Here is a 24,036-nt window from a genome sequence, read left to right on the forward strand (position 1 = left end):
GAGCGTCCGTGACGGGAGCGGCGCCGGTGTCCCCGGGTGCGTCGGGCGGGTTCCCGGTGCTCGCCGGGTGCGGTGGTGTCGTGGTCACGCCGCGTCCCCGGATCCGTAGAGCTGCTCGACGATGGTGGCGAGCACCTGGTCGGTGCGCGGGCCGTAGTTGAGGAGGACGCCGTCGGCCACCGAGACCACGCGGCGGTCCATGCCGGCCGGGGTCTGGGCGACGCCGGGGATCTTCACCAGTCCGTCGATCCCGTCCACGGACTCGAGTCCCTTGGTCATGACGAGGATCGCGTCCGGTGCCGCCTTGACCAGGGCCTCGCTGGTGATGGGCGTGAAGTCCTTCGTCAGCCCGGACTCCTTGCCCGCGTCCACCGCTCCGGCGGCCTCCAGCAGGGAGACCGCGCCGGACTCGGCGCCGCCGATCAGATAGACGGCCGCCGAGCCCCGGACGTAGAGGAAGGCGACGCGGGGCTTCTCGCCCCCGTGGGCCGGGATCTTCTCCTGGACGGCCGCGATCCGCTCCTCGGTCCGCTGCTTCAGCTCGGCTCCCCGCTCCTCGACCCCGAGGACGGCGGCGACCCGCTCGATGCGCCGGCCGACGTCGGCGAGGCTCTTCGCCGGTTCGACGACGACGAGCGGGATGCCCGCGTCCCGGATCTGGCCGATGGCCTCGGCCGGGCCGGTGCCGCTCTCCGCGAGGACGACCGAGGGCCGCAGCGACAGCACGCTCTCGGCCGAGACGTCGTGGGCCCGGGTGACGACCGGCAGCTTCTCGGCCTGCTGGAAGGTGGCCGTGATGTCCCGGGCCACCACCCGGTCGCCCAGACCGAGGGTGAACACGATCTCGTTGAGGGAGCCGGTGAGCGGGACCACCCGGTCGGCGTTCTCGATCGTCACCCGGCGCCCGTCCGCGGAGTCGACGGTGACCGGCATCGCGGGCTCCGGCCGGCCGGCCAGCGGTTCGACCCGGTCGGCGGCCGCCTGCGCGGGCCGCTGCGTCCCGCCGGCCTCGTCCGGGGCCTCCTGGTTCGCGCAGCCGGTGGCGGCGATGGCGAGGGCAAGCACGGCTATGAGTGCACCTGCCAGGCGTGGAGTGCGCACGAAGGGCACCGTCCTGTCTGTCCGTCAGCTATGGCTTCGTCGTCCCCGTGCCGGCCCCGTGCGATCGGCGCCCGCGAGGTGTGCGGATCGTCGGGGGTTCCCGTGAAGGAAGGGTTCCGGTCCAGGCTGGAGATAGCTTAGGTTAGCCTTACCTTGCTTTCCAGCTCCGGGCCGGTTCGGCCTGTTCCTCCCGTTTTCTGTGCTCTCGTATCCCGTGCGGAGTGACCTCATGCTTTCCTTCAGGCCGTCCCGTGTCTTCGCGGTGACGCTTCTCGCGGCACTGCTCGGTGCCCTGCTTCCCGTGCACGCGGCCCACGCCGAGAACCGGACGGTGCAGGGAGGCCGGCTGGACTGGGGCATCAAGGCGTCGTTCCAGAGCTACATCACCGGGCCCATAGCGGGCGGAAGCTGGCGCCTCACCGGGGGCGCGGCGACCGTCGGCGGCAGCCTCTTCCGCTTCCACTCGGCGACCGGCTCCTACGACCCGGCGACCGGTGCCCTGCGCTCCGGATTCACCGGCGGGGTCCACTTCCTCGGCCACCAGAAGCCCGGCGGCGGCCACGAACTCGACCTGCGGGTCAGCAATCCCACCGTCCGGATCTCCGGCGGCCGGGGCGCCGTCCACGTCGACATGGTCAGCAAGGCGCGCGGCAGCGGAAAGGTGACCACCTATCAGCAGGTCGCCTTCGCCTCCCTCGACCTGTCCGGCGTCGACATGCGCGGCGGCGGCAGCCCGGTCTCCCTCTCCGGCGTGCCCGCCACGCTGACCGCGCAGGGCGCGACCGCCTTCGCCGGCTACTACACGGCCGGCACCCCGCTCGACCCGGTCAGCCTCTCCGTCGACGTCACCGCCCCCGCCGCGAAGCCGACCGCCCGGCCGGACCCCTCGGCCGGCGCGGACGGGAAGAAGGACGACAAGGACGCGCGGGCCGAAGGGGCCTTCCACGACGCGGCCGTCGACTGGGGCGTGCGCCGCACCTTCCGCGAGTACGTCACCGGCTCCATCGCCCAGGGCGAATGGACCCTCTCCGGCGGGGCGCAGGACGGCGGCGCGCTGTTCCGGTTCGCCGGCGGCAAGGGCGCCTACGACGCGCGGAAGCAGACCCTCGACGCCGCCTTCGCGGGCAGCGTCCGCTTCACCGGCAAGGACCTCGACCTGACCCTGGCCGGCGTCCGGGTCCGCGTCGAGAAGGGCAGGGGCAGCCTCCTCGCCGACGTCACCGGCGGCGGGAAGACCGAACGGGCCGTGCCCCTCGTCACCTTCGAGGCCCGGGACTTCGCGCCGAAGGACGGCCTCGCGCGGCTGACCGAGGCGCCGGCCACCCTCACCGAGGGCGGGTCGAAGGCGTTCGGCTCGCTCTACCGGGCGGGCACCGAGATGGACCCGGTCTCCCTCGCCGTCGCCGTCGACGACGCGGCGGAACTGCCCGCCCTGCCCGACCTCGGCAGCGCGCCCACCCCCTCGGCTTCCGCCGCCCCCGCGGCCCAGAAGCCCTCCCCGAACCCCACCGAGCAGGCGGACGGCACACAGAAGGCCGCCTCGTCGTCCTCCACCGGGACGTACGCGGCCCTCGCCGCCGCCCTGCTCGCCCTCGTGGCGGCCGTCGTCTGGGCCGCCCTCCGGCGGCGCCGCGCGACCGCCCCGGCTTCTCCCCCCGCGGCCGCGGACCCCCGTCCGGCCGCCGGCGACGAGAGCTGAAACCACCCCCACTCCACCCCCGTTGAACCCATCAAGGAGACCTCCGCCCATGGCCGCAACCCGCCGCCCCCTCGCCCTCGGCGCCGTCATCGCGACCGCCGTCGCCCTCGGCGCCACCGGATTCGCGCTTCCCGCCCTCGCCGCCGACGCCGCCCCGGCCGCCGCGCCGAAGCTGGAACTCGTGGACGGCACCCTGGAATGGGGCCTCAAGGAGTCGTTCCGCAAGTACGTCGCCGGCCCGATCGCCCACGGCAGCATCACCGCCTCCGACGGCGCCTCCCAGGCCGCCGGCAACGGCGTCTTCACCTTCACCGACGGCGCGGGGAGCTACGGCACCGGCACCCACGCCTCCGACACCGCCTTCAAGGGCACGGTCCGCTTCCAGGGCCACGGCGGCGTACTCGACGTCCAGATCGGGGACATCAAGGTCGCCACCGGCCGTGAGTCGGGCACCGTCACCGCCGACTTCACCAGCAAGAAGATGGACGGCACCGTCGTCACCAAGGACGACGCCGTCATCGCGAACCTGAACCTCACCTCCGTCCGCCCGGGGCAGGGCGAGGGCGGCGCGATGGTCTTCAAGGACATCCCCGCCACGCTCACCGCCGACGGCTCCGAGGCGTTCGCCGGCTTCTACGCGGCCGGCGCCGCCCTCGACCCGGCCACCCTCACCGTGAAGCAGGCGCCGCCGGAGCCCAGCCCCTCCCCGTCCGAGCCGACGACCGACCCGGAGCCGACCCCGTCCACGGACCCGAAGCCCACGCCCACGAAGCCGACGACCGACCCGGAGCCGACCCCGTCCCAGCCGACGGCCGAACCGGCGCCCGAGGACGGCCCGGTCGTCGACGGCAACCTCGACTGGGGCGTGAAGGAGTCCTTCCGCGCCTACGTCGCCGGCCCGATCGCCAAGGGCAAGGCCGAACTCGGGGACGGCGCCGTCAAGAACGGCGAGATCTACCGCTTCACCAAGGCCCGGGGCGCCTTCGACAAGGACGGCCAGAGCCTCGACGCGGGCTTCGACGGATCGGTCCGCTTCCTCGGCCACCAGGAGGCCGGCGGCGCGTACGTCCTCGACCTCGAGCTGAGCGACCTGCGCACGGAGGTGAAGAACGGCAAGGGCACCCTGCTCGCCGACGTCTCCGCCAAGGACCAGAAGACGCACGAGGTCGCCACCTACGAGGACCTGCCGCTGGCCGCCCTCGACCTGCCGAAGGGCGACATCGCCGCCAAGGACGGCGTCGTCACCCTGAGCGGCGTCCCGGCCGAGCTGACCGCGGACGGCGCCAAGGCCTTCGGCGGCTTCTACCAGGCCGGCGCCGAGATGGACCCGGTCTCCCTCGCCGTCTCCCTCGACAAGGACGCCGAACTCCCGGGCGGCACCGGCGGCTCGACCGGCGGCGGCACCGGCGGTTCGACGGGCGGGTCGGGCGGCTCGACCGGCGGCGGAACCGCAGGCGGCGGCACGGTCGGCGGCGGAACCGTCGGCGGCGGCACCGGCGCCCTCGCGAACACCGGGGCCGGCGCTCCCACCGGCGCCCTGCTGGCCGGCGCCGGCGCGATAGCCGCCGCGGGCGCGGCCGTCGTCGTGGCCGTGCGCCGCCGCGGCACGGACGCCACCGCCTGACCGGCCGGGCCCGTGCCCGCCCCGCGTGACACCCGCGCCTGACCTGCGGGTTCCCCCGCACCACCGCGCCGCCGCCCCGGACCGTCCACGGCCCGGGGCGGCGGCACGCGTGCGTGCCCCCGCCCGGAGCCCGGCCCTCCGCCGCGGGCGCGGAGTACGCCGGCGCCGGACGGATGCCGGGGGCAAGTGCTTCAATGCCGGGGTGAACGAACTCGACGTGCTCCAGGTCTTCTGCGCCCCGGACGGCGGCTTCGGCAACGCACTGGCCGTCGTACGCGACCCGCGCCCGTACCCCGACCAGGCGTCCCGGCAGGCGCTCGCGGACGAACTCGGCTACAGCGAGACCGTCTTCGTCGACGACCCCGAGCGCGGTGTCGTCGACATCTACACCCCGGGCGCGCGGCTGCCGTTCGCGGGCCACCCGCTCGTCGGAGCCGCCTGGCTGCTGGACCTGGAGGCGGTCAACCCGCCCGCCGGCGAGGTGTGGGCCCGCAACGACGGGGAGTTCACCTGGATCACCGCCCGCGCCGAGTGGGCGCCGCCGCGCACCCTGGAGCGGTACGCCTCACCGGCCGAGGTCGACGCCCTGCCGGCGCCGCCGCCCGGCGAGGGCTGGCTCTACGCCTGGGCGTGGGAGGACGAGGCGGCCGGGCGGGTGCGGGCCCGGGGCTTCCCGCGCCGCGAGGGCGGTGTCGTCGAGGACGAGGCGACGGGCGCCGCGGCCCTGCTGCTGACCGAACTGCTCGGGCGGGCGCTGAACATCACCCAGGGCCGGGGGTCGCAGATCCTGACCGCGCCCGGCCCCGACGGCATCGTGGAGATCGGCGGCCGGGTCCGCCTGGTGTCCGCCGCCGGGGCGGCCGGCGAGGGCGTCCCGCGTGCGGACGGCGGCCGTGCGGACGGCGGCCGGGGAGCGGCCCGGATAGCGCCCGTGGAACGCCTCACCCGCTCCCGCCTGCCCCACGCGGTCACCCTCCCCTCCACCCCGGTCCCGGCCCCCTGAGGCCACGGGGCGGCCGCCCGGTGTTCCGGGCCTGAGGCCGGGGACCGCCGGGCGGTGTCCCCGCTTCGAGGCCACGGGCCGCCCGGTGTGCCGGCCTTGCCGGCTCCATGCCGCCCGGGGCCGGTGTCCCGGTCCTGAGGCCAGGGGCCGCCCCGGAGCTCGGCGGGTGCGCGGGTACGGGACGACGACGAGGGCGGGGCGCGGCCGGAAGTCCGGCCGCGCCCCGCCCCGTCCGCCCGCCGGGACCTCCCGGCGGCGGGCTCACGCGCTGAGCGGGAACTCCGCGTCCAGTTCGCGGAAGACCGCCCCGTTGTAGTCGAAGGCGCGCTTGCACTCGTCGACGATCCGGCGGCGCTCCAGCTCGTCCGCCTCGACGGCGTCCAGCAGCTCCCGGTAGAGGCGCTTGAAGGCGGCCGGGTTGGCGATCTCCTCGAAGACGTAGAACCGGACGCCGTCGCCCTTGCGGTCGAAGCCCCAGGTCTTCTCCGCGCGGTCGCGGATGATCTGACCGCCCGAGAGGTCCCCGAGGTAGCGGGTGTAGTGGTGGGCGACATAGCCGCCGGTCCAGCCGCTCGCGCACTCCGTGACCCGGGCCGCGTACGCGGCGGTCGCCGGGAGCGCGGTGAGGCCCTCGCGCCAGTCCGGGCCGCGCAGGTGCGCGAGATCGCGCTCCAGGGCCGCCGTCCGCATCAGCTCCGGCCGCACGAACGGGCCGGCGACCGGGTCGTCGCGCAGCGCCGCCGCCGAGTCCTCCAGCGCGCGGTACACGAACCAGAGCTGTTCGGTGTAGCGCGCGTACGCCTCCACGCCGAGCCGCCCGCCGAGGAGGTGCCCCATGAAGGGCGAGGTCTCCGCCTCGGTGTGCTGCTCGTGCGAGGCGACACGGATCTGTGTGGAGAAGGGCGTGTCCAAAACGGACCTCCGGAGCCGGAAAGGGACGGGAACCGGTGAGGATCATCGCAACTTAGGCTTACCTAAGTCAACTGGTTCCCGACGTCTCGTCGGTAACATTCCCGACGCCCTGTCGGTAAAAACGGCCGCGACGCCTCCGTACGCGGCGCGGACGGGACCTCTCCGCCGCGCCCTACGGCAGGGTGAGGATCTCCGCGCCCGTCTCCGTCACGACCAGGGTGTGCTCGAACTGGGCCGTCCGCTTGCGGTCCTTGGTGACGACCGTCCAGCCGTCCTCCCACATGTCGTACTCGTACGTCCCCAGCGTCAGCATCGGCTCGATGGTGAACGTCATGCCCGGCTGCATGACCGTCGTCGCGTGCGCCGCGTCGTAGTGCGGGATGATCAGGCCGGAGTGGAACGACGAGTTGATCCCGTGCCCGGTGAAGTCGCGCACCACGCCGTAGCCGAACCGCTTCGCGTACGACTCGATGACCCGGCCGATGACGTTGACCTGGCGGCCCGGCTTCACCGCCTTGATCGCGCGGTTCAGCGACTCGCGCGTACGCTCCACCAGCAGCCGGGACTCCTCGTCCACCTCGCCGCACAGGTAGGTGGCGTTGTTGTCGCCGTGCACCCCGCCGATGTACGCGGTGACGTCGAGGTTCACGATGTCGCCGTCGCGCAGCACCGTGGAGTCCGGGATCCCGTGGCAGATCACCTCGTTGACCGAGGAGCACAGCGACTTGGGGTAGCCGCGGTAGCCGAGCGTCGACGGGTAGGCGCCGTGGTCGCACATGAACTCATGGGCGACCCGGTCCAGTTCGTCCGTGGTCACCCCGGGGGCGATGTGCTTGGCGGCCTCCTCCATGGCCTGGGCGGCGATGCGCCCGGCGACACGCATCCGCTCGACGGTGTCGGCGTCCTGGACCTCCGGTCCGGTGTAGGGCGCCGGCGCCGGCTTCCCGACGTACTCGGGGCGGCGGATGGCGGCGGGAACGGAGCGGTGGGGGGAGAGCTCCCCCGGTACGAGCAGCGACTGGCCAGACATGCCAGCGAGTCTAACCAGGCTCGGTGGGGCAGCATGGCCTAGAGGAAGGAGCAGCAGATGGCCCTGTTCAAGAAGCGCACGGTGGGCAAACCGGGCGAGTGGTACTACTGCCTGGAGCACAAGAAGGTCGAGGAGGGGCCGGAGTGCCCGGCCAAGGACCGGTTCGGGCCGTACGCGTCGCGGCAGGAGGCGCAGCACGCGATGGAGACGGCACGCGAACGGAACCTCGAGTGGGAGAACGACCCGCGCTGGCACGACGCGCCCGCGCGCCCCGAGGAGTGAGCGTCCGCCGCGCGGGACGGGTGCCCCCGTACCCGCGCGGCGCGTCCCGCCCGAGGGCTCAGCGCCGGGCCGCGGGCTCCTCGCCCGCGGCCTCACCGGCGTCCTTCGGCGCGCCCCCGGCCGCGGCCTCCGCCGCGGCCTGCTGCTGCGCACGGCGGCGCTGCGCGTCCTCGTCCGTGAGCGCGTCGTAGGTGACCAGCTTCGGCAGCGTCGCCGCCAGCAGCCCCACCGAGACCACGCACACCAGACCGCCGGACCAGATCGCCGGACGGGTGCCCGTCCAGCCCGCCATCGCGCCCGCCCGGACCTGTCCGAGCTGCGGGCCGACGCTGTACGAGAGCACCTCGATGCCGGCCAGCCGGCCGCGCAGCTCCTCCGGGATCGTCTGGTTCCAGATCGTCGAGCGGCCGAGCCCGCTCAGCATGTCGCCCGCCCCGGCGAAGGCCAGGCACACCAGGACCAGCCAGACGTTCGAGAACCAGCCCGCGGCGAAGATCGCCAGACCCCAGCCCGCCGCGCCGAACACCACGAACAGGCCGTGCCGCCGGACCCGGGACGTCCAGCCGCTGGTGAGGCTCAGCACCACCGAACCGACCGATCCGGCCGCGTACATGAGGCCGAGCGACCACTCGGCGTCCAGGTCGTCGGCGAGGAACGGGAAGATCGTGTTGGGGAAGGCGAAGAGCATCGCCGCCAGGTCGATCGCGTACGTCCCCAGCAGCACCGGCCGGCTCCACGCGTAGCGCGCGCCCTCCGCGATGCCGCGCAGCGAGGGCTTGTCCGCCCCCTGCGCGGGCGGCGCCGGCGACAGGCGCAGACAGAGCACCACCGAGACGGCGAACCCGGCGATCGTGATCCCGTACGCGGTCGCGTGACCCGCGTACGCCACCACGACACCCGCCAGCGCCGGACCGGCGATCGCGCCGACCTGCCAGCGCAGGGCGTTGAGCGCGGCGGCGGCCGTGAGCTGGTCGTGCGGCACGATCCGCGCCATCAGCGAGTCCAGCGCGGGGCGCTGGAGCCCGGCGAGCGCGGAGACGCCCGCGGCGACCACGTACAGCGGCCAGAGCATGGGCTCCGGCAGCATCGCGTTCACCAGCAGGATCAGCGCGAGCAGGCCGAGCCCGGCCTCCGTGCCGAGGATCATCCGGCGGCGGTCCACCGCGTCGGCGAGCGCGCCGCCGTAGAGGCCGAAGACGATCAGCGGCACCAGTTCGACGGCGCCCATCGCGCCGACGGCGAGCGGTGAGCCGGTCAGGTCCTTGATCTGGAGGGGCAGCGCGATCATCGCCATGAAGCTGGCGAAGTAGGTGACCAGCCCCTGCACCCACAGCAGCCGGAAATCGGGTGAGGAACGCCATGGCGAGAGGTCGGGCAGCACGGCGGAGAGCTTTGAGGTCACAGAGGGCCATGCTCGGCGTGATGGTCGTCCGGGGCAACCGGATTTGACCAAGATCACAGGTCGGGAGGGTTGCCGGGACGCGCGGCGGGTGGCGGGGAGGGGCTCCGGCCGGGAACCCCGGGGCACCGTGGGGAGGGCCTCCGGCGGGGACGCGGCGGGCGGCTACCAGCGGGGCGGGGGAGGGGCGGTGAGCTGGTCCGCCAGGCGGGACAGCCGGTCCCGCAGCCGGGGCCGGGTGCTGCCGCGCGGCGCCGGTACGCCGTTCTCCCCGGCCGCCGCGCTCACCAGATGCTGCACGGTGTCGATGTCCACCTCGCCCGCCGCCGGGACGGTCAGCGCCTCGTGCGCCAGCCCGTGGACCTCCGGCTCCCCGCCGTCCACGGCGAGCACCGTCGCACCCGCCCGCCGGGCGTCGTGGACGCGTTCGAGCAGGTGCTCGCCGGGCAGCCCCGGCGCCACCAGCAGCAGGGTCTCGCCCCGGCCCGCCGCCTCCAGCCGGCCGAGGCCCACCGCGAGATGCGCCGGGTCGCCGGGGCGCACCCGGTGCCGCACGAGGGTCGGGTTCAGCTCCGGCCGGCCCGACCACGCCGCCTCGTCCACCAGATGGGCCGCCAGGTGCCACGGCTCGTACGCCTCGGTGCCCACCAGCAGCAGACCGCCCCCGCGCCGTTCCACGGAGTCGCGCAGCGCCCCGGCGAAGTGGCGGGCGGCCGCGGGCCAGCGGGTCGTGGCGAGGACCTCGCGGAGCAGCGCGACACGTACGGCATCCATGCCGCCCCATGCTGCCCCGGCCCCGGGGCGGCGCGGGCCCGGTCGCGGCCGGGTCACTCTTTCGGGAGACCTGCCGCGCCCTGGGGAAGCGACCCGACGCGCCAGTAAGGTCGGGCCATGACTTCCACTGAGAACACGGGAACCGCTGCCAAGGCCCCGGCGAAGGACCCCTGGGACCTCCCCGACGTGTCGGACCTCGTCGTCGGTGTGCTCGGCGGCACCGGGGACCAGGGCCGTGGGCTCGCCTACCGGCTCGCCAGGGCCGGCCAGAAGGTGATCATCGGCTCGCGTGCCGCGGAGCGCGCCGAGTCCGCCGCCGCGGAGCTGGGCCTCGGCGTCGAGGGCGCCGACAACGCCGAGTGCGCCCGGCGCAGCGACGTCGTGATCGTGGCCGTGCCGTGGGACGGGCACGCCAAGACCCTGGAGACGCTCCAGAAGGAGCTGGCCGGGAAGATCGTCGTCGACTGCGTCAACCCGCTCGGCTTCGACAAGAAGGGCGCCTACGCCCTCAAGCCGGAGGAGGGCAGCGCCGCCGAGCAGGCCGCCGCCCTGCTGCCCGACTCCCGGGTCACCGCGGCGTTCCACCACCTCTCGGCGGTGCTGCTCCAGGACCCGTCGATCGACGAGATCGACACCGATGTGATGGTCCTCGGCGAGGCCCGCGCGGACACCGACGTGGTGCAGGCCCTCGCCGCGCGGATCCCCGGCATGCGGGGCGTCTTCGCCGGCCGGCTGCGCAACGCCCACCAGGTCGAGTCGCTCGTCGCCAACCTGATCTCCGTCAACCGCCGTTACAAGGCGCACGCCGGGCTGCGCGTCACCGACGTCTGACGCGCCCGCCGCGCCCCCGCCCCCGACACCTCCCCGGTGTCCGGGGCGGGGGCGCGGCGGCGGGCGGGGCATGGGGGACACTGGGGGGACGCACCTCCCCCGACGTCCTGGCGGGCGCGGGAGGCGCCCCCATCCGCAGGACCCGACAGGAGCCGCACCCCATGCCCCGCCTCGCTCTCTACTCCCTCGCCGTCTGTGTGCTCGCCGTCGCCGCGGCGGTGGTGTCCTTCGTCCAGGGCATGTGGTTGGGGATCGTGTGGATCCTGCTCGCCGGCGTCTCGTCGAACATGGCCTGGTACTACCACCGCCGTGCGCGGGCGGAGCGCGAGGCGTCCGCGCACGCCGCCTGAGGGCCGCACCGCCCGGTCAGGGGGCCGTGCAGTACGCGCTCGTGCCCTGCCAGAACATGAAGAGGTCCCGGCCGCACCAGATCTCCGCCTCGCGGACGCCGAAGGCCTCCATCACCGCGTAGACCGCGTCGAAGAAGACGCCGTTCACCGCCGGGATCCACAGCACGACGAACACGGCGAGCAGGCCGAAGGGCGCGATCGGCTCCACCTGCCGCCGCACCGCGTGCGACAGCCACGGCTCGACCACCCCGTAGCCGTCCAGGCCCGGCACCGGCAGGAAGTTCAGGATCGCCGCCGTGACCTGGAGCATCGCGAGGAATGCCAGGGCGAACCGGAACGGCCAGGGCACCCCGTCCAGCGCGCCCAGCCAGAACGGGGCCGTGCACACGAGGGCGAACAGCACGTTGGTCAGCGGACCGGCGGCCGAGATCAGGCTGTGCCGCCAGCGCCCCCGGATGCGGTGGCGCTCGATGAACACCGCGCCGCCCGGCAGACCGATCCCGCCCATGATCACGAACACGACCGGGAGCACGATGCTCAGCAGGGCGTGGGTGTACTTCAGCGGGTTCAGCGTCAGATAGCCCTTGGCGCCGATCGAGATGTCGCCGCTGTGCAGGGCCGTGCGGGCGTGGGCGTACTCGTGGAGACAGAGCGAGACGATCCACGCGCCGACCACGAAGAGGAAGACGGCGAGACCCGGGACGGCCGAGAAGTCCGTCCACACGGCCCAGCCCGACACCGCCGTCACGGCCACGATCCCGAGGAAGACGGGACTGATCCGTCGGTCGCTGTGACGCCGGGCGGCAGTGGTCATGGGCGCGTCTCCTGAACGGGGCGGGGTGCGTGCGGGCCGGGCTCGGCGGCGCGGGGGACGGACCGCGGTGGTGACACGGGGACAACGTGCCCGTCCCCGCGCCGGTTCCTGCCGCCCCGGGGACGCGCCGTCCCGCGCCGCTTCCTGGCGTCTGCCCTGCGCCGGGCTTCGGGAACAATGGGCGGCGTGCGTTTCAGTCTCCTCGGCACCACGCGGGCCGTTCACGACGACGGCAGCCCCGTCGCCCTCGGCGGCGCCCGGCTGCGCGCCCTGCTGACCGTGCTCGCCGAGCGGGCCGGGCGCACGGTGCCCGTGGCCGTCCTCGTCGACGAGGTGTGGGCCGGCGACCCGCCCGCGGACGCCCCCGGGGCGGTGCAGGCGCTCGTGGGGCGCCTGCGGCGGGCGCTCGGCCACGCGGCGGTCGCCTCGGCCGAGGGGGGCTACCGGCTGGTCGCCGACGCGGACGACGTGGACCTCCACCGCTTCGAGCGCCTCACCGCCCAGGGCGTCCGGGCGCTCGCGGACGGCCGCGCGGCCGACGCCGCCGCCGCCCTCGACGAGGCGCTGGCGCTGTGGCACGGGCCCGCGCTCGCCGATCTGCCCGACCGCACCGCCGCCGGGGCCCGCTGGGAGTCCCGCCGCCTGGACGCCCGCCGCGCCCGCCTCGGCGCGGCACTCGCCCTCGGCCGCGCGGAGGAGGCCCTGCCGGAGCTGACCGGGCTGTGCGAGGCCCACCCGCTCGACGAGTCCCTGCACGCCCTGCGCATCCGCGCCCTCCGCGACACCGGCCGCGCCGCGCAGGCCCTCGCCGCGTACGAGGAGGTCCGCCGCGACCTCGCGGCCCGCCTCGGCACCGACCCGGGCCCCGACCTGACCGCCCTCCACACGGCCCTCCTGCGCCCCCGGCACGCCGCGCCGGAGGCGGGCGCGGGCGCGGGCCCCGGCCCGGCCGCGCCGGGGGCGCACCCCGGGTGCGGGGCAGCCGGTGGGCCCGCCCGCCCCGGGGCGCCCGCCCCGGACGCGGGGCACTCCGCGCCCGCGGGCCCGCACACCCCGGGTGCTGGTGTGGACTTCGGCCCGTCCGTGCCGGGCGCCGAGCCCGCGCATGTCCCGGGTGCGGGGCACTCCGCGAGCGCCGGGGCCCCGCCCGCCCCGGGTACCGGGCAGCCGGTGGGGCCGCCCGCCGTAGACGCGCAAGCCCCGGACGCGGGGCACTCCGCGCCCGCGGGCCCGCACGCCCCGGGTGCGGGGCACTCCGCGAGCGCCGGGGCCCCGCCCGCCCCGGATGCCGGGCAGCCCGCGAACCCGCCCGCCCTGGACGCGCACGCCCCGCACGCGGGGCACTCCGCGCCCGCGACCCCGCACACCTCTGGCGCGACGCCCGCGCACACCCCGGGTGCGGGGCACTCCGCGAGCGCCGGGGCCCCGCCCGCCCCGGATGCCGGGCAGCCCGCGAACCCGCCCGCCCCCGGGGCCCAGTACCCGGACGCCCCCGCCCCGCGGGGCAACCTGCGGGCGCGGCTGACGAGTTTCGTGGGGAGGGAGCCCGAGGTGCGGGCCCTCACCGGGGATCTGGGGGCCGCGCGGCTGGTGACGCTGCTCGGGCCGGGCGGGGCGGGCAAGACGCGGCTGTCCCAGGAGGCGGGCGAGGCGCTCGCCGGCCGCTGGCCGGACGGCGTCTGGCTCGCCGAGCTCGCGCCGGTGGACGACCCGGCCACCGTGCCCGAGGCCGTGCTCACCGCCGTCGGCGGGCGCGAGACGGTGCTGCGGGCGGGCGGCGCCGAGGAACTGCGGGCGGCCGACCGGCACGGCGACGACGCCACGACCCGGCTGACCGAGCACTGCGCCCGCCGCCGGATGCTGCTGCTCCTCGACAACTGCGAGCACGTCGTGGACGCGGCCGCGGCCCTGGCGCAGCGGCTGCTGGAGGAGTGCCCCGGGCTGACGGTGCTGGCGACCAGCCGTGAACCGCTGGGCGTCCCCGGGGAGTTGCTGCGCCCGGTGGACCCGCTGCCCGACCCGATGGCGGTCCGGTTGTTCGCCGAACGCGGCGCCTCCGTGCGGCCCGGCTTCCGCGCCGACGCCGACGAGGAGACGGCGTCGGCGGTCGCCGAGATCTGCCGCCGGCTGGACGGCATGCCCCTGGCGATCGAACTCGCGGCGGCCCGGCTGCGCATGCTGACGCCGCGCCAGATCGCGGACCGTCTCGACGACCGGTTCCGGCTGCTCACCACCGGCAGCCGCACCGTCCTGCCGCGGCAGCAGACCCTGCGCGCGGTCGTCGACTGGTCCTGGGACCTGCTCGCCGACGACGAGCGCGCCGTCCTGCGCCGGCTCTCGGTCTTCGCCGGCGGCTGCGACCTGGAGGCGGCGGAGTCCGTCTGCGCCGCGACGGCCGCGACGGCCGAGACGGCCGCGACGGCCGAGACGGCCGAGACGGCCGTGAGCGCCGGTGCCCCCGCCCCGTCCGCCGGTCTGCGCGCGGCCGACGTGGCGGAGGCCGTCGGCGCCCTGGTGGACAAGTCGCTGGTGGTCGCCGAGCCCGCGGACGACGGGCGGATGCGCTACCGGCTGCTGGAGACCGTGGCCGAGTACGCCGGGGAGCGGCTCGACGAGGCCGGGGAGCGGGCCGGGGCCGAGTGGCGCCACCTCGTGCACTACCGCGAACTGGCCCGCACCACCGACCCCGAGCTGCGCGGGCACGGTCAGCAGGCCGCCCTCGGCACGCTGCGCCGCGAGTACGAGAACCTGCGCGCCGCCGTCCGCCGGGCCGTCGCCCGCGGCGCGGAGCAGGAGGCGCTGTGCCTGGTCATCTCCCTGTCCTGGTACTGGCAGATGCGCGATCTGCGGTCCGACGCCCGCCAGTGGACGGGCATGGTCGCCACCCTGCACGAGGACCCGTTCGCCTCCCCGCCGCGGCCCGCGCCCCCGCTGACCGCACGCTGCACCGACGAACCGCCGCCCTTCGCGCCGGAGATGCTGGCCGAGGCCAGACGCCAGGTCGCGCTGATCCGGATGGTCAGCATGGACTACGGCGCCGAGGACTGGACCGCCCCCGACAGGACGAAGTGGCTGGAGAGCGTCGTCGGCGTGTACGACCCCGGTCTGCCGCAGGCGTGCCGCTTCCCGGCCTCGCTCTGGTTCTACGCCGTGCTGCTGACGGGTGACGGCGCACGGGTGGGCGACATCCTGAACGAGAGCGTGCGCACCGCCGAGGCGGCGGGCCACCCCTGGGACCTCGCCGTCACGCTCCAGCAGCGCGCCAACCTCCTCGCCAACCGCGCCCAGTGGGCGGGGGACGCGCTCCGGGACGCCGACCGCAGCCTGGAGATCTTCGAGCGGCTCGGGGACGCCTGGGGCATCGCCGAGGCGCTGTCGTCGCGGGCGGAGGCGCACGAGCGGCGCGGCGAGTTCGAGCGGGCCGCCGCGGACTGCCGGGCGGCGATCACCCATGCGCGCCGGGTCGGCGTCGGCGGCCAGGTGGACCTGCTGCGCGCCCGGCTCGCCAACACCCTCGCCGAGAGCGGGCACACCGGCGAGGCCGAGGCGATCCTGCGGGACGTCGTCACCGGCGGCGGCGAGGCGGCGCACGAGGCGCTGCCCGCCGCCCGTCTCTTCCTCGCGGTGCTGCTGGGCCGCACCGGGCGGACCGGCGAGTCCAGGGAGCAGCTCCGTCTGCTGAGCGAGGACCTGAACGGGGAGACGCTGGTGCTCTTCCAGGCCATGGTCACCGGCATGGTGGCCTGGCTGGACCTCCGGGAAGGCCTGGTCGCCGAGGCGCTCGCCGGGGCGCGGGCGGCGCTCGTGACGGCGATGGAGCCGCTGTCGATGACCATCGCCCCGCAGCTTCCGGCGATGCACGTGCTCACCGCGGCCGGCGCGCTGATCGCCCTCGACACGGACGCGGCGCGCAGGGGCGCGCGGCTGGTCGGCGCGCACGCCGGTCTGCTGCCGCCCGGCCATGTCGCCACCGTGACGGAACGCGACGACCTGCGCCGGGTCGAGGAGGCCGCCCGCGCCCGGCTCGGCGACGACTTCGCCGCCCTGTACGAGGAGGGGGCCGCCCTCACCCTGGAGGAGGCCGCCGCCCTCGTCCGCGCCCCGCAGGGGCCGGCCACGACCACGGACCGGCCTGCCCCGTAGCCCCCGGCGGGCGGACCGGCCGGCCCCGTAGCCCCCGGCCCCGGGTGACCGCCGCCGCACCGGACGGGTGCCGGGCACCCGTCCGTCAGGTCTTGCGGCGGAAGCGGGCGACCGCCAGCGGGGCGGTGACCACCGTGATGCCCACGGCCCAGGCCAGCGTCACCCAGACCGAGTGGGCGACCGGGCCGCCGCCCACCAGCGCGCGGGCCGCGTCGGCCAGGTTCGACAGCGGGTTGTAGTCGGTGAAGGTCTTCAGCCAGCCCGGCATCGACTCCGTGGGGGTGAAGATCGACGAGCCGAACTGCAGGGGCATCAGCACGAGCATCGCCACTCCCTGGACGGACTGGGCGGTCTGCATGGTCAGACCGAGCAGGATGAAGATCCACATCAGCGAGGCGCCGAACGCCATGGACAGGGCGACGGCCGCGAGCAGCCCGAAGGCGGACGTCTCGACCTGCAGGCCGAGCAGGAAGCCCATGGCCAGCAGGATCGTGATCGCGATCAGCATCCGGCCGGCCTCGACGACGATCTTGGCGATCAGCACCGAGGAGCGGGCGATGGGCATGGTCCGGAACCGGTCCATCACGCCCTTGCGGAAGTCGTCGTTGATGCCGGTGCCGACGGCCATGGCGATGTTCATGCCCATCATGGCCATCAGCCCGGGGACCAGGTAGCTGACGTATGCGTCCTGGTTGCCCTTGCCGGAGATCGCGCCGCCGAAGACGTACACGAACAGCAGCGTGAAGACGACCGGCATCAGCAGGACGTCGAACATCGACTCCGGGTCCTGCTTGATCTGGAGGGCGTTGCGGCGGACGAGTGCGCCGATGTGCCGCAGGTTGGCCCGCAGTCCGATCCGCCCCTCCGAGGCGGGGACGGCGGTGGGGACGGTGATCGCTGCCGCGCTCATGCCGCGACCTCCTCGGGGATCGTGCCGCTGACGGCGGGGGCGGCGGGCGTGGTGCGCTCGCCGGTGACGGCGAGGAACACCTCGTCCAGGCTGGGCAGTTGGGTGGCGATGTGGGCGATGCCGAAACCGTGTCCGGCGAGCAGGCCCACCACCGCGGTGAGCTGTTCGTCGGTGAGGATCGGCACATGGAGCTGTGCCTCGTCGGGCACGGCCTGCACGCCGCCGACCCCGTCGAGCCCGGCCTCGGTCACCGCCCGCGCCATGGCGGGCAGATGGGCCGGGTCGCTCGGCCTGATCAGCAGCGTCCGGCCGCCGACGGTGCCCTTCAGCTCGTCGACCGTGCCGCCGGCGATGACCCGTCCGCGGTCGATGACGGTGAGCTCGTCGGCGAGCTGCTCCGCCTCCTCCATGTACTGGGTGGTGAGCAGCACGGTCGCGCCTTCGGCGACCATCCGCCGGACCTCGTCCCAGACCTCGTTGCGGGTGCGCGGGTCGAGCCCGGTGGTGGGCTCGTCCAGGTACAGCACCGCGGGGCGGCCGATCATCGAGGCGGCCAGGTCGAGCCGGCGCCGCATGCCCCCGGAGTACTGCACGGCCGGACGCTTCGCGGCCTCGGTGAGGGAGAAGCGCTCCAGCAGCTCGTCGGCGCGGGTGCGGGCGTCCTTGCGGGACAGGTCGAGCAGCCGCCCGATCATGTACAGGTTCTCCCGGCCGGAGAGCTTCTCGTCGACGGAGGCGTACTGGCCGGTGAGCCCGATCCGGCGGCGGAGCTGCCGCGGCTGGCGCACCACGTCGCAGCCGGCGACGACGGCGTGCCCGGCGTCGGGGACGATCAGGGTGGAGAGGCAGCGGACGAGGGTGGTCTTGCCGGCGCCGTTGGGGCCGAGGACACCGAGCACGGTGCCCTCGCGGACGTCGAGGTCCACGCCGTCCAGCGCCTTCGTGTCGCCGTAGTGCTTCACGAGGCCCCGGACCTCGACGGCGTGCTTGTCGATGCGTGTCATGGCAACGACGATGCCGGGGCCCGCCGACAGACCCCCGACAGACCGCCGACAGACCGCCGACGGGGTGCCGACAGGCCGGTGCCGGCCCGTCGGCACCCCGCGCCCGGGTACGCCGGGGGAGGCCCGCGGCGTACCGTGGAAGACGGACTCGGGAGCGTCCTCACGGAGCCAGGAGGCGGTTCCCATGGCGGGAATCGTGAGCAGGAACTTCGACGCGGCGGACGAGACCCGCCCGTTCGAGGAGGGCAAGGGGAGGCTGGACCTCCTCAACACCGATCACGGCCCGGTCGGCAGGGCCGTCTTCGAACCGGGCTGGCGCTGGTCCTCCCACGTCAAGCCCCTCGCGGGCACCGAGAGCTGCATGGCGGCGCACGTCGGCTACCTGGCCAGCGGCCGGATGAAGATCGTCATGGACGACGGCGAGAGTGCCGAGGTGGGCCCCGGCGACTTCATCTCGATCGCCCCCGGGCACGACGCGTGGACCCTCGGCGACGAGGCGTGCGTGGTGCTCGACTGGGCCGGCTTCGGCGACTACGCCAAGCGGTAGCCGCCCGCCCGGCACGGCCGGGGACAGGCGACAGCCCGCCGACGGGGGAAGATCGGCGGGCTGTCGTGGTGCCGGAGATGGTCAGTGGAAGGTGTGCTCCGCCGCCGGGAACTCGCCGCCCGCGACGTCCTCGGCGAAGGCCCGCGCCGCGTCGCCGAGGGTCTGGCGCAGGTTCGCGTACTGCTTGGTGAAGCGCGGCACCTTGCCGCCCGTCAGGCCCGCCATGTCCGTCCACACCAGGACCTGGGCGTCGGTGTGCGGGCCGGCGCCGATGCCGATGGTGGGGATGTGCAGGGAACGGGTCACCTCGGCGGCGACCTCGGCGGGCACCAGCTCCAGCACGACGGCGAACGCGCCCGCGTCCTGTGCGGCCTTGGCGTCCCGCAGCAGCCGGTGGGCCGCCTCGTCGCCGCGGCCCTGGACGCGGTAGCCCATGGTGTTCACCGACTGCGGGGTCAGGCCCAGGTGCGAGACGACGGGGATGCCCGACTCGACGATGAGCTCGGTCTGCGGGAGGGAGCGCTCGCCGCCCTCCAGCTTCACCGCGCCGACGCCCGCCTCCTTCACCAGCCGGGTGGCGTTGCGCAGCGCCTGGACGGGGCCCTCCTGGTAGGAGCCGAAGGGCAGGTCGCCGACGATCAGCGCGCGCCGGGTGCCGCGGACGACCGCCGCGGACAGGACGGTCATCTCGTCCATCGTCACCGGCACGGTGGTCTCGTAGCCGAGGTGGCAGTTGCCCGCGGAGTCGCCGACCAGCATGACCGGGATGCCGGCCTCGTCGAAGACGGACGCGGTCATCGCGTCGTAGGCGGTGAGCATGGCCCACTTCTCGCCGCGCTCCTTGGCGCGGGCGATGTCGTGGACGGTGGTGCGGCGGTTGCGGGTGCCCCCGTAGAGCGACTTGGTGCCCTCGGCGGGCGGAGTGGCGGCGGTGGCGTTCTGCGCAGCCTGAAGCGTCATGGCTGATCGGCTCCTTGTTTCGTCATCTCGAGGCGCCCTGACGGCGTCCCCGGACCGCCTCCATGGTGGCACTTCGTGCCGCCCCGGCGGAAGGGGGCCCGCCGCGGGGCCCGGCACCACCCGGTAATCCCGCAGGTGACAGCGGTGCCGCCGCCCCCGGACGGCCCCGCCCGACCCCCGCGAATGTGCGCGTTTCGTCACAGGGACGGCCCCTGCGGCAGAGCCAGGAACCCCCCGCGCCCACCCTTCGTCATCGCATCAGTACGGCCGTCCCCGGTGCCCGGCGCGCGACGGGGAGGCCACCGGTCTTCGCCCCCGGCGCGCGAGGGTTCTAGGGTCCTTGCAGGACCCGGTGCCCGAGCCCCGGCCGCGGGACGGCGGACCGGTGTGACAGCACGGCAGTGAGCACGGCAGTGAGGACGGCTACATGGCGCAGGCGTACACGACGGAGACGGGGAACGGCGTGTCCCAGACGCGGCCGGCCGGCTCCCGGCTGCGGGGCCTGCTCGACCGGTGGCGGGGCGACCGGGGCATCTGGCGCCGGGGCGCGCTGCTGGCGGTGTTCGCGGTGCTGATCGCGCTGGTGATGATCCTGCACGCGCAGATCCCCAACCGGATCGGCAATCTCGGCAGCCTGGTCGAGACGTTCCTGCCGTGGTCCGGGGTGTTCGTGCCGCTGATCCTGGTGGGCGCCGCGGTGCGCCGGTCCGCGACCGCGATGGTGGCCGTCCTGCTGCCGCTGGTCGTCTGGCTGAACCTCTTCGGCGGGCTGCTGACCGGCAAGTCCGCCGCCACCGGCGGCGATCTGACCGTCGCCTCGCACAACGTGAACGCCGGCAACCCCGACCCGGCCGGCACCGCGCGCGAGGTGGCCGCCTCGGGGGCCGACGTCCTCGCGCTCCAGGAGCTGCCCGCCGGCCAGGTCGGCACCTACGAGAAGGCGCTGGCGGAGGCGTACCCGTACCACGTGGTCGAGGGCACCGTCGGCCTGTGGAGCAGGTACCCGCTCACCGGCGAGGCCCCGGTGGACATCCGGCTCGGCTGGGACCGCGCCCTGCGCGCGACGGTCATGGTGCCCGGCAAGCCGGTGGAGGTGTACGTGGCGCACCTGCCGTCGGTGCGGGTGAAGCTGAACGCGGGCTTCACGGCCGGGCAGCGCGACGCGAGCGCGGACGCCCTGGGCGAGGCGATCGCCGGATCGCGGCACGAGCGGATCGTGCTCCTCGGCGACCTCAACGGCACCATGAACGACCGCTCGCTCAACGCGGTGACCTCGCAGATGCGCTCGACCCAGGGCGCGGCGGGGGACGGGATGGGCTTCAGCTGGCCGGCCGCCTTCCCGATGGCGCGGATCGACCAGATCATGGTCCGCGGTGTCGAGCCGGTCTCCTCGTGGACCCTGCCGCGCACCGACAGCGACCATCTCCCCGTGGCGGCGCGCGTCACCCTGTGACGGCCCCCGCGGGGGAGGGGACGCGGTGGCGCCGGGGCGGGGTGACGGATGCGGGGCGCGCGGTGTGAGTTCCGTCGCGTCCCGGCGTTCGCAACCCGGTGTTCACCGGCGGGAACGAAACCTCTGGGAGAATTTGTTCCGGTCAAGAACTTATGGTGGGGTCCGTGCTGACCGGGCCACCCCGCCGCCCGCCCGGACACCCCCTCGGAAAGGTCCCCGCTCCATGCCCACGGCGCTGCTCGCCCTCGCCCTCTCCGCCTTCGGCATCGGGACCACCGAATTCGTCATGATGGGCCTCCTCCCGGAGGTCGCCGGGGACCTGGGCACCTCGGTCCCCACCGCCGGATACCTGGTGTCCGCCTACGCCCTCGGCGTCGTCGTCGGCGCCCCGCTGCTCACCGCCTTCGGCTCCCGCGTCCCGCGCAAGCGGATGCTGCTGCTCCTGATGGCGCTGTTCACCGTCGGCAACCTCGCCTCCGCCCTCGCGCCCGGCTTCGCCACGCTGCTCGCCGGCCGGGTGCTCGCCGGGCTGCCGCACGGCGCCTTCTTCGGCGTGGGCGCCGTCGTCGCAGCCCGGCTGGTCGCCGAGAACCGGCAGGCCAGGGCCGTGGCCACGATGTTCCTCGGACTGACGGTCGCCAACATCGTCGGCGTGCCCGCGGCCACCGCCCTCGGCCAGCACCTCGGCTGGCGCGCCACCTTCCTGGTGGTCACCGCCATCGGCCTGGTCTCCATGGCCGCCCTCGCCCGGCTGATCCCGGCCGGCGAGCCCGAGACCCACCGGGGCATCGGCCGGGAGCTGCGCGCCCTCGGCGACCGGCAGGTGCTGCTGGGCCTGCTCACGGCCGTCTTCGGCTTCGCGGGCGTCTTCGCCGTCTACTCGTACCTGGCCTCCATGACCACCGAGGCCATGGGCTTCGGCGAGTCCGCGGTCACCCTGGTCCTCGCCCTCTTCGGCATCGGCATGACCCTGGGCGCGCTGGCGGCCGGACCGCTCACCGACCGGGCGCTGCGGCCCACCCTCTACGGCTCGCTCGCCGCGCTGGCGGTGGTGCTCACCGCGTTCCCGTTCGCCGTGCGGATCCCGTGGCTCGCGCTGGTCACCGTGGTCGTCCTCGGCGCGGTCGGCTTCCTGACCACGACCCCGCTCCAGATGCTGGTCATGCGCAAGGCCCAGGACGCGCCGACCCTCGCGTCCGCCTCCAACCACTCCGCGTTCAACCTCGCCAACGCGGGCGGCGCCTGGCTCGGCGGCGTGGCCATCGCGGCCGGCTGGGGCTGGACCTCGCCCGCCTTCGTCGGCGCCGGGCTCACCGTCGTGGGCCTGGCCGTCGCCGTCGTCGCCGGACTGCTGGACCGGGGCCGGACGGCGAAGGGGGCCTCCCGCCTCGTGGCGGGAAGCCCCCTCGGTGCGGAGCAGCCGGTCAGCCCGTCGTCTCGCGCCAGCGGTTCGTGATCGGCAGCCGCCGGTCCTTGCCGAACCCCTTCGCCGAGATCTTGGTACCCGGCGGGTACTGGCGCCGCTTGTACTCGGCCGTGTCCACCATCCGCAGCGTCTTCGCCACCAGCTCCTCGTCGAAGCCGGCCGCCACGATGGCGTCCTTGCCCTGGTCCCGGTCGACGTACAGCTCCAGGATCCGGTCCAGCACGTCGTAGTCGGGCAGCGAGTCGGTGTCCACCTGGCCGGGGCGCAGCTCGGCGCTCGGCGGCTTGCTGATCGACGCCTCGGGGATCGGCGGGGTCTGGCCCCGCTCCTCGGCGGCGCGGTTGCGCCACTTCGCGAGCCGGAAGACGGTCGTCTTGTAGACGTCCTTGATCGGCCCGTACGCGCCGACCGAGTCGCCGTAGAGGGTCGAGTAGCCCACCGCCAGCTCGGACTTGTTGCCCGGCGCGAGCACGATGTGGCCCTCCTGGTTGGAGACCGCCATCAGCATCGTGCCGCGCAGCCGCGACTGGAGGTTCTCCTCGGCCAGCCCGGTCAGCCCCAGCGAGCCCATGTACGCGTCGAACATCGGCTCGATCGGCACGGTGCGGAAGTTGAGCCCGGTGCGGCGGGCCAGCTCGGCCGCGTCGTCCTTGGAGTGGTCCGAGCTGTACTTGGACGGCATGGAGATGCCGTACACGTTCCGCGCGCCCAGCGCGTCGCAGGCGATGGCGGCGACGAGCGCGGAGTCGATGCCGCCGGAGAGGCCCACCAGCACCGAGCTGAAGCCGTTCTTCGCCGCGTAGGCGCGCAGCCCCACCACCAGGGCCGTGTACACCTCCTCGTCGTCGTCGAGCCGGTCGGCGTACCCGCCGGTGAGCTCCGCCCCGTAGGCCGGCAGCGGCTCCTCGGAGAGCACCACGCGGTCGATGCGCAGCCCGTCGTCCACCACACCGGTCGCCGGCTCGGCCGCCGCGGCGGGCAGGTCCAGATCGAGCACCACGCTGCCCTCGGCGAACTGCGGGGCACGCGCGATCACCTCGCCGTCGGCGCCGACCACGATCGAGTCGCCGTCGAAGACCAGCTCGTCCTGGCCGCCGATCATCGCGAGGTACGCGGTGGTGCAGCCGGCCTCCTGGGCCCGCTTGCGCACCAGTTCCAGCCGGGTGTCGTCCTTCTCCCGCTCGTACGGCGAGGCGTTGATCGACACCAGCAGCCCGGCGCCGGCGCTGCGGGCCGCCGGGACGCGCCCGCCCTCCTGCCACAGGTCCTCGCAGATCGCCAGGGCCACGTCCACGCCGTGGACCCGGATCACCGGGAGCGTGTCGCCGGGGACGAAGTAGCGGAACTCGTCGAAGACGCCGTAGTTGGGCAGGTGGTGCTTGGCGAAGGTCAGCGCGACCTCGCCGCCGTGCAGCACCGCCGCGGCGTTGCGCGGGGCGCCGGCCGGCTGGCCGTACCGGACGCTGCCGCTCTCCGAACGGTCCAGGTAGCCGACGATCACCGGCAGCCCGCCGAAGCCCTCGTCCGCCAGCCGCGCGGCGAGCGCCCGCAGCGCGGAACGGGAGGCCTCGACGAAGGAGGACCGCAGGGCCAGATCCTCGACGGGGTAGCCGGTCAGCACCATCTCGGGGAACGCGACGAGATGCGCCCCCTGTTCGGCGGCGTGCCGGGTCCAGTGCACGATCGCCTCGGCGTTGCCGGCGAGGTCGCCGACGGTCGAGTCGATCTGATTCAGGGCGAGACGTAGTTGAGGCACGCCGCCCAGTGTAATCGT

The 24,036-nt window shown here is 74.7% G+C and carries 19 protein-coding genes and 1 pseudogene; 10 read left to right on the forward strand and 10 right to left on the reverse strand.

The window, feature by feature from the left end:
• Positions 1 to 84: 84 nt before the first annotated feature.
• Positions 85 to 1,101: a heme/hemin ABC transporter substrate-binding protein gene (locus tag JE024_RS24860; protein ID WP_244883062.1), complete on the reverse strand. Its 1,017-nt coding sequence runs from the start codon at positions 1,099 to 1,101 to the stop codon at positions 85 to 87.
• Between the two features lie 229 nt (positions 1,102 to 1,330).
• On the opposite strand from JE024_RS24860, the gene JE024_RS24865 reads away from it, so the two are divergent.
• The 3 genes and pseudogenes from JE024_RS24865 to JE024_RS24875 all read left to right on the forward strand — a co-directional run.
• Positions 1,331 to 2,800: an HtaA domain-containing protein gene (locus tag JE024_RS24865; protein ID WP_205375709.1), complete on the forward strand. Its 1,470-nt coding sequence runs from the start codon at positions 1,331 to 1,333 to the stop codon at positions 2,798 to 2,800.
• 49 nt (positions 2,801 to 2,849) lie between these two features.
• The gene (locus JE024_RS24870; RefSeq protein ID WP_205375710.1) at positions 2,850 to 4,424 is read left to right on the forward strand and encodes an HtaA domain-containing protein; all 1,575 of its coding nucleotides are present in this window, start codon (positions 2,850 to 2,852) and stop codon (positions 4,422 to 4,424) included.
• Between the two features lie 202 nt (positions 4,425 to 4,626).
• Positions 4,627 to 5,265, forward strand: a pseudogene (locus JE024_RS24875) (PhzF family phenazine biosynthesis protein); the annotation flags it as partial.
• A gap of 423 nt (positions 5,266 to 5,688) precedes the next feature.
• Here JE024_RS24875 and JE024_RS24880 read toward each other — a convergent pair.
• The gene (locus tag JE024_RS24880) at positions 5,689 to 6,339 is read right to left on the reverse strand and encodes a biliverdin-producing heme oxygenase (protein WP_205375712.1); all 651 of its coding nucleotides are present in this window, start codon (positions 6,337 to 6,339) and stop codon (positions 5,689 to 5,691) included.
• A 172-nt stretch (positions 6,340 to 6,511) separates the two neighbouring features.
• A complete protein-coding gene (gene map / locus JE024_RS24885; RefSeq protein ID WP_205375713.1) occupies positions 6,512 to 7,369 on the reverse strand; it encodes a type I methionyl aminopeptidase in 858 nt (285 codons plus the stop codon).
• 57 nt (positions 7,370 to 7,426) lie between these two features.
• On the opposite strand from map, the gene JE024_RS24890 reads away from it, so the two are divergent.
• Positions 7,427 to 7,651: a hypothetical protein gene (locus JE024_RS24890; RefSeq protein ID WP_205375714.1), complete on the forward strand. Its 225-nt coding sequence runs from the start codon at positions 7,427 to 7,429 to the stop codon at positions 7,649 to 7,651.
• A 58-nt stretch (positions 7,652 to 7,709) separates the two neighbouring features.
• Here JE024_RS24890 and JE024_RS24895 read toward each other — a convergent pair whose 3' ends face one another.
• Both JE024_RS24895 and JE024_RS24900 read right to left on the reverse strand, forming a co-directional pair.
• Positions 7,710 to 9,053 carry an MFS transporter gene (locus JE024_RS24895; RefSeq protein ID WP_205375715.1) on the reverse strand — a complete coding sequence of 448 codons (1,344 nt, stop codon included), beginning with the start codon at positions 9,051 to 9,053 and terminating at the stop codon, positions 7,710 to 7,712.
• Positions 9,054 to 9,215: 162 nt separating this feature from the next.
• On the reverse strand, positions 9,216 to 9,824 hold the full coding sequence (locus tag JE024_RS24900; RefSeq protein ID WP_205375716.1) for a hypothetical protein: 609 nt from the start codon (positions 9,822 to 9,824) through the stop codon (positions 9,216 to 9,218).
• A 117-nt stretch (positions 9,825 to 9,941) separates the two neighbouring features.
• Here JE024_RS24900 and npdG point away from each other — a divergent pair, with 117 nt between their 5' ends.
• Together npdG and JE024_RS24910 are read left to right on the forward strand one after the other, a co-directional pair.
• On the forward strand, positions 9,942 to 10,655 hold the full coding sequence (npdG, locus tag JE024_RS24905; RefSeq protein WP_205375717.1) for an NADPH-dependent F420 reductase: 714 nt from the start codon (positions 9,942 to 9,944) through the stop codon (positions 10,653 to 10,655).
• A gap of 161 nt (positions 10,656 to 10,816) precedes the next feature.
• Positions 10,817 to 11,005, forward strand: a complete 189-nt coding sequence (locus tag JE024_RS24910) for a hypothetical protein (protein WP_205375718.1) — start codon at positions 10,817 to 10,819, stop codon at positions 11,003 to 11,005.
• 16 nt (positions 11,006 to 11,021) lie between these two features.
• On the opposite strand, the gene JE024_RS24915 is transcribed toward JE024_RS24910, so the two are convergent.
• Complete coding sequence (locus JE024_RS24915) at positions 11,022 to 11,819, reverse strand: site-2 protease family protein (protein WP_205375719.1); 798 nt, start codon at positions 11,817 to 11,819, stop codon at positions 11,022 to 11,024.
• Between the two features lie 177 nt (positions 11,820 to 11,996).
• Between JE024_RS24915 and JE024_RS24920 the strand changes: the two genes are divergently transcribed.
• Positions 11,997 to 15,962, forward strand: coding sequence for an AfsR/SARP family transcriptional regulator (locus JE024_RS24920; RefSeq protein WP_205375720.1), 3,966 nt, complete (start codon positions 11,997 to 11,999; stop codon positions 15,960 to 15,962).
• Positions 15,963 to 16,047: 85 nt separating this feature from the next.
• Here JE024_RS24920 and JE024_RS24925 read toward each other — a convergent pair whose 3' ends face one another.
• Both JE024_RS24925 and JE024_RS24930 read right to left on the reverse strand, forming a co-directional pair.
• Positions 16,048 to 16,872, reverse strand: a complete 825-nt coding sequence (locus JE024_RS24925; RefSeq protein WP_205375721.1) for an ABC transporter permease — start codon at positions 16,870 to 16,872, stop codon at positions 16,048 to 16,050.
• Positions 16,869 to 17,876: an ATP-binding cassette domain-containing protein gene (locus JE024_RS24930; protein ID WP_205375722.1), complete on the reverse strand. Its 1,008-nt coding sequence runs from the start codon at positions 17,874 to 17,876 to the stop codon at positions 16,869 to 16,871. The genes JE024_RS24925 and JE024_RS24930 overlap by 4 nt, the downstream gene beginning before the upstream one ends.
• 184 nt (positions 17,877 to 18,060) lie before the next feature.
• On the opposite strand from JE024_RS24930, the gene JE024_RS24935 reads away from it, so the two are divergent.
• On the forward strand, positions 18,061 to 18,423 hold the full coding sequence (locus tag JE024_RS24935) for a cupin domain-containing protein (RefSeq protein WP_205375723.1): 363 nt from the start codon (positions 18,061 to 18,063) through the stop codon (positions 18,421 to 18,423).
• Between the two features lie 81 nt (positions 18,424 to 18,504).
• Here JE024_RS24935 and panB read toward each other — a convergent pair whose 3' ends face one another.
• Positions 18,505 to 19,383, reverse strand: coding sequence for a 3-methyl-2-oxobutanoate hydroxymethyltransferase (gene panB, locus JE024_RS24940; protein ID WP_205375724.1), 879 nt, complete (start codon positions 19,381 to 19,383; stop codon positions 18,505 to 18,507).
• A gap of 427 nt (positions 19,384 to 19,810) precedes the next feature.
• Between panB and JE024_RS24945 the strand changes: the two genes are divergently transcribed.
• A complete protein-coding gene (locus JE024_RS24945) occupies positions 19,811 to 20,836 on the forward strand; it encodes an endonuclease/exonuclease/phosphatase family protein (RefSeq protein WP_205375725.1) in 1,026 nt (341 codons plus the stop codon).
• Positions 20,837 to 21,059: 223 nt separating this feature from the next.
• Positions 21,060 to 22,292 carry an MFS transporter gene (locus JE024_RS24950; RefSeq protein ID WP_205375726.1) on the forward strand — a complete coding sequence of 411 codons (1,233 nt, stop codon included), beginning with the start codon at positions 21,060 to 21,062 and terminating at the stop codon, positions 22,290 to 22,292.
• Here the strand turns inward: JE024_RS24950 and JE024_RS24955 are convergent.
• Positions 22,261 to 24,018 (reverse strand): NAD+ synthase, encoded by a 1,758-nt coding sequence (locus JE024_RS24955; RefSeq protein ID WP_205375727.1) that lies wholly within the window; start codon positions 24,016 to 24,018, stop codon positions 22,261 to 22,263. The genes JE024_RS24950 and JE024_RS24955 overlap by 32 nt on opposite strands.
• Between the last annotated feature and the right edge of the window lie 18 nt (positions 24,019 to 24,036).

The sequence above is a fragment of the Streptomyces zhihengii genome, assembly GCF_016919245.1.
GTDB classification, from domain to species: domain Bacteria; phylum Actinomycetota; class Actinomycetes; order Streptomycetales; family Streptomycetaceae; genus Streptomyces; species Streptomyces zhihengii.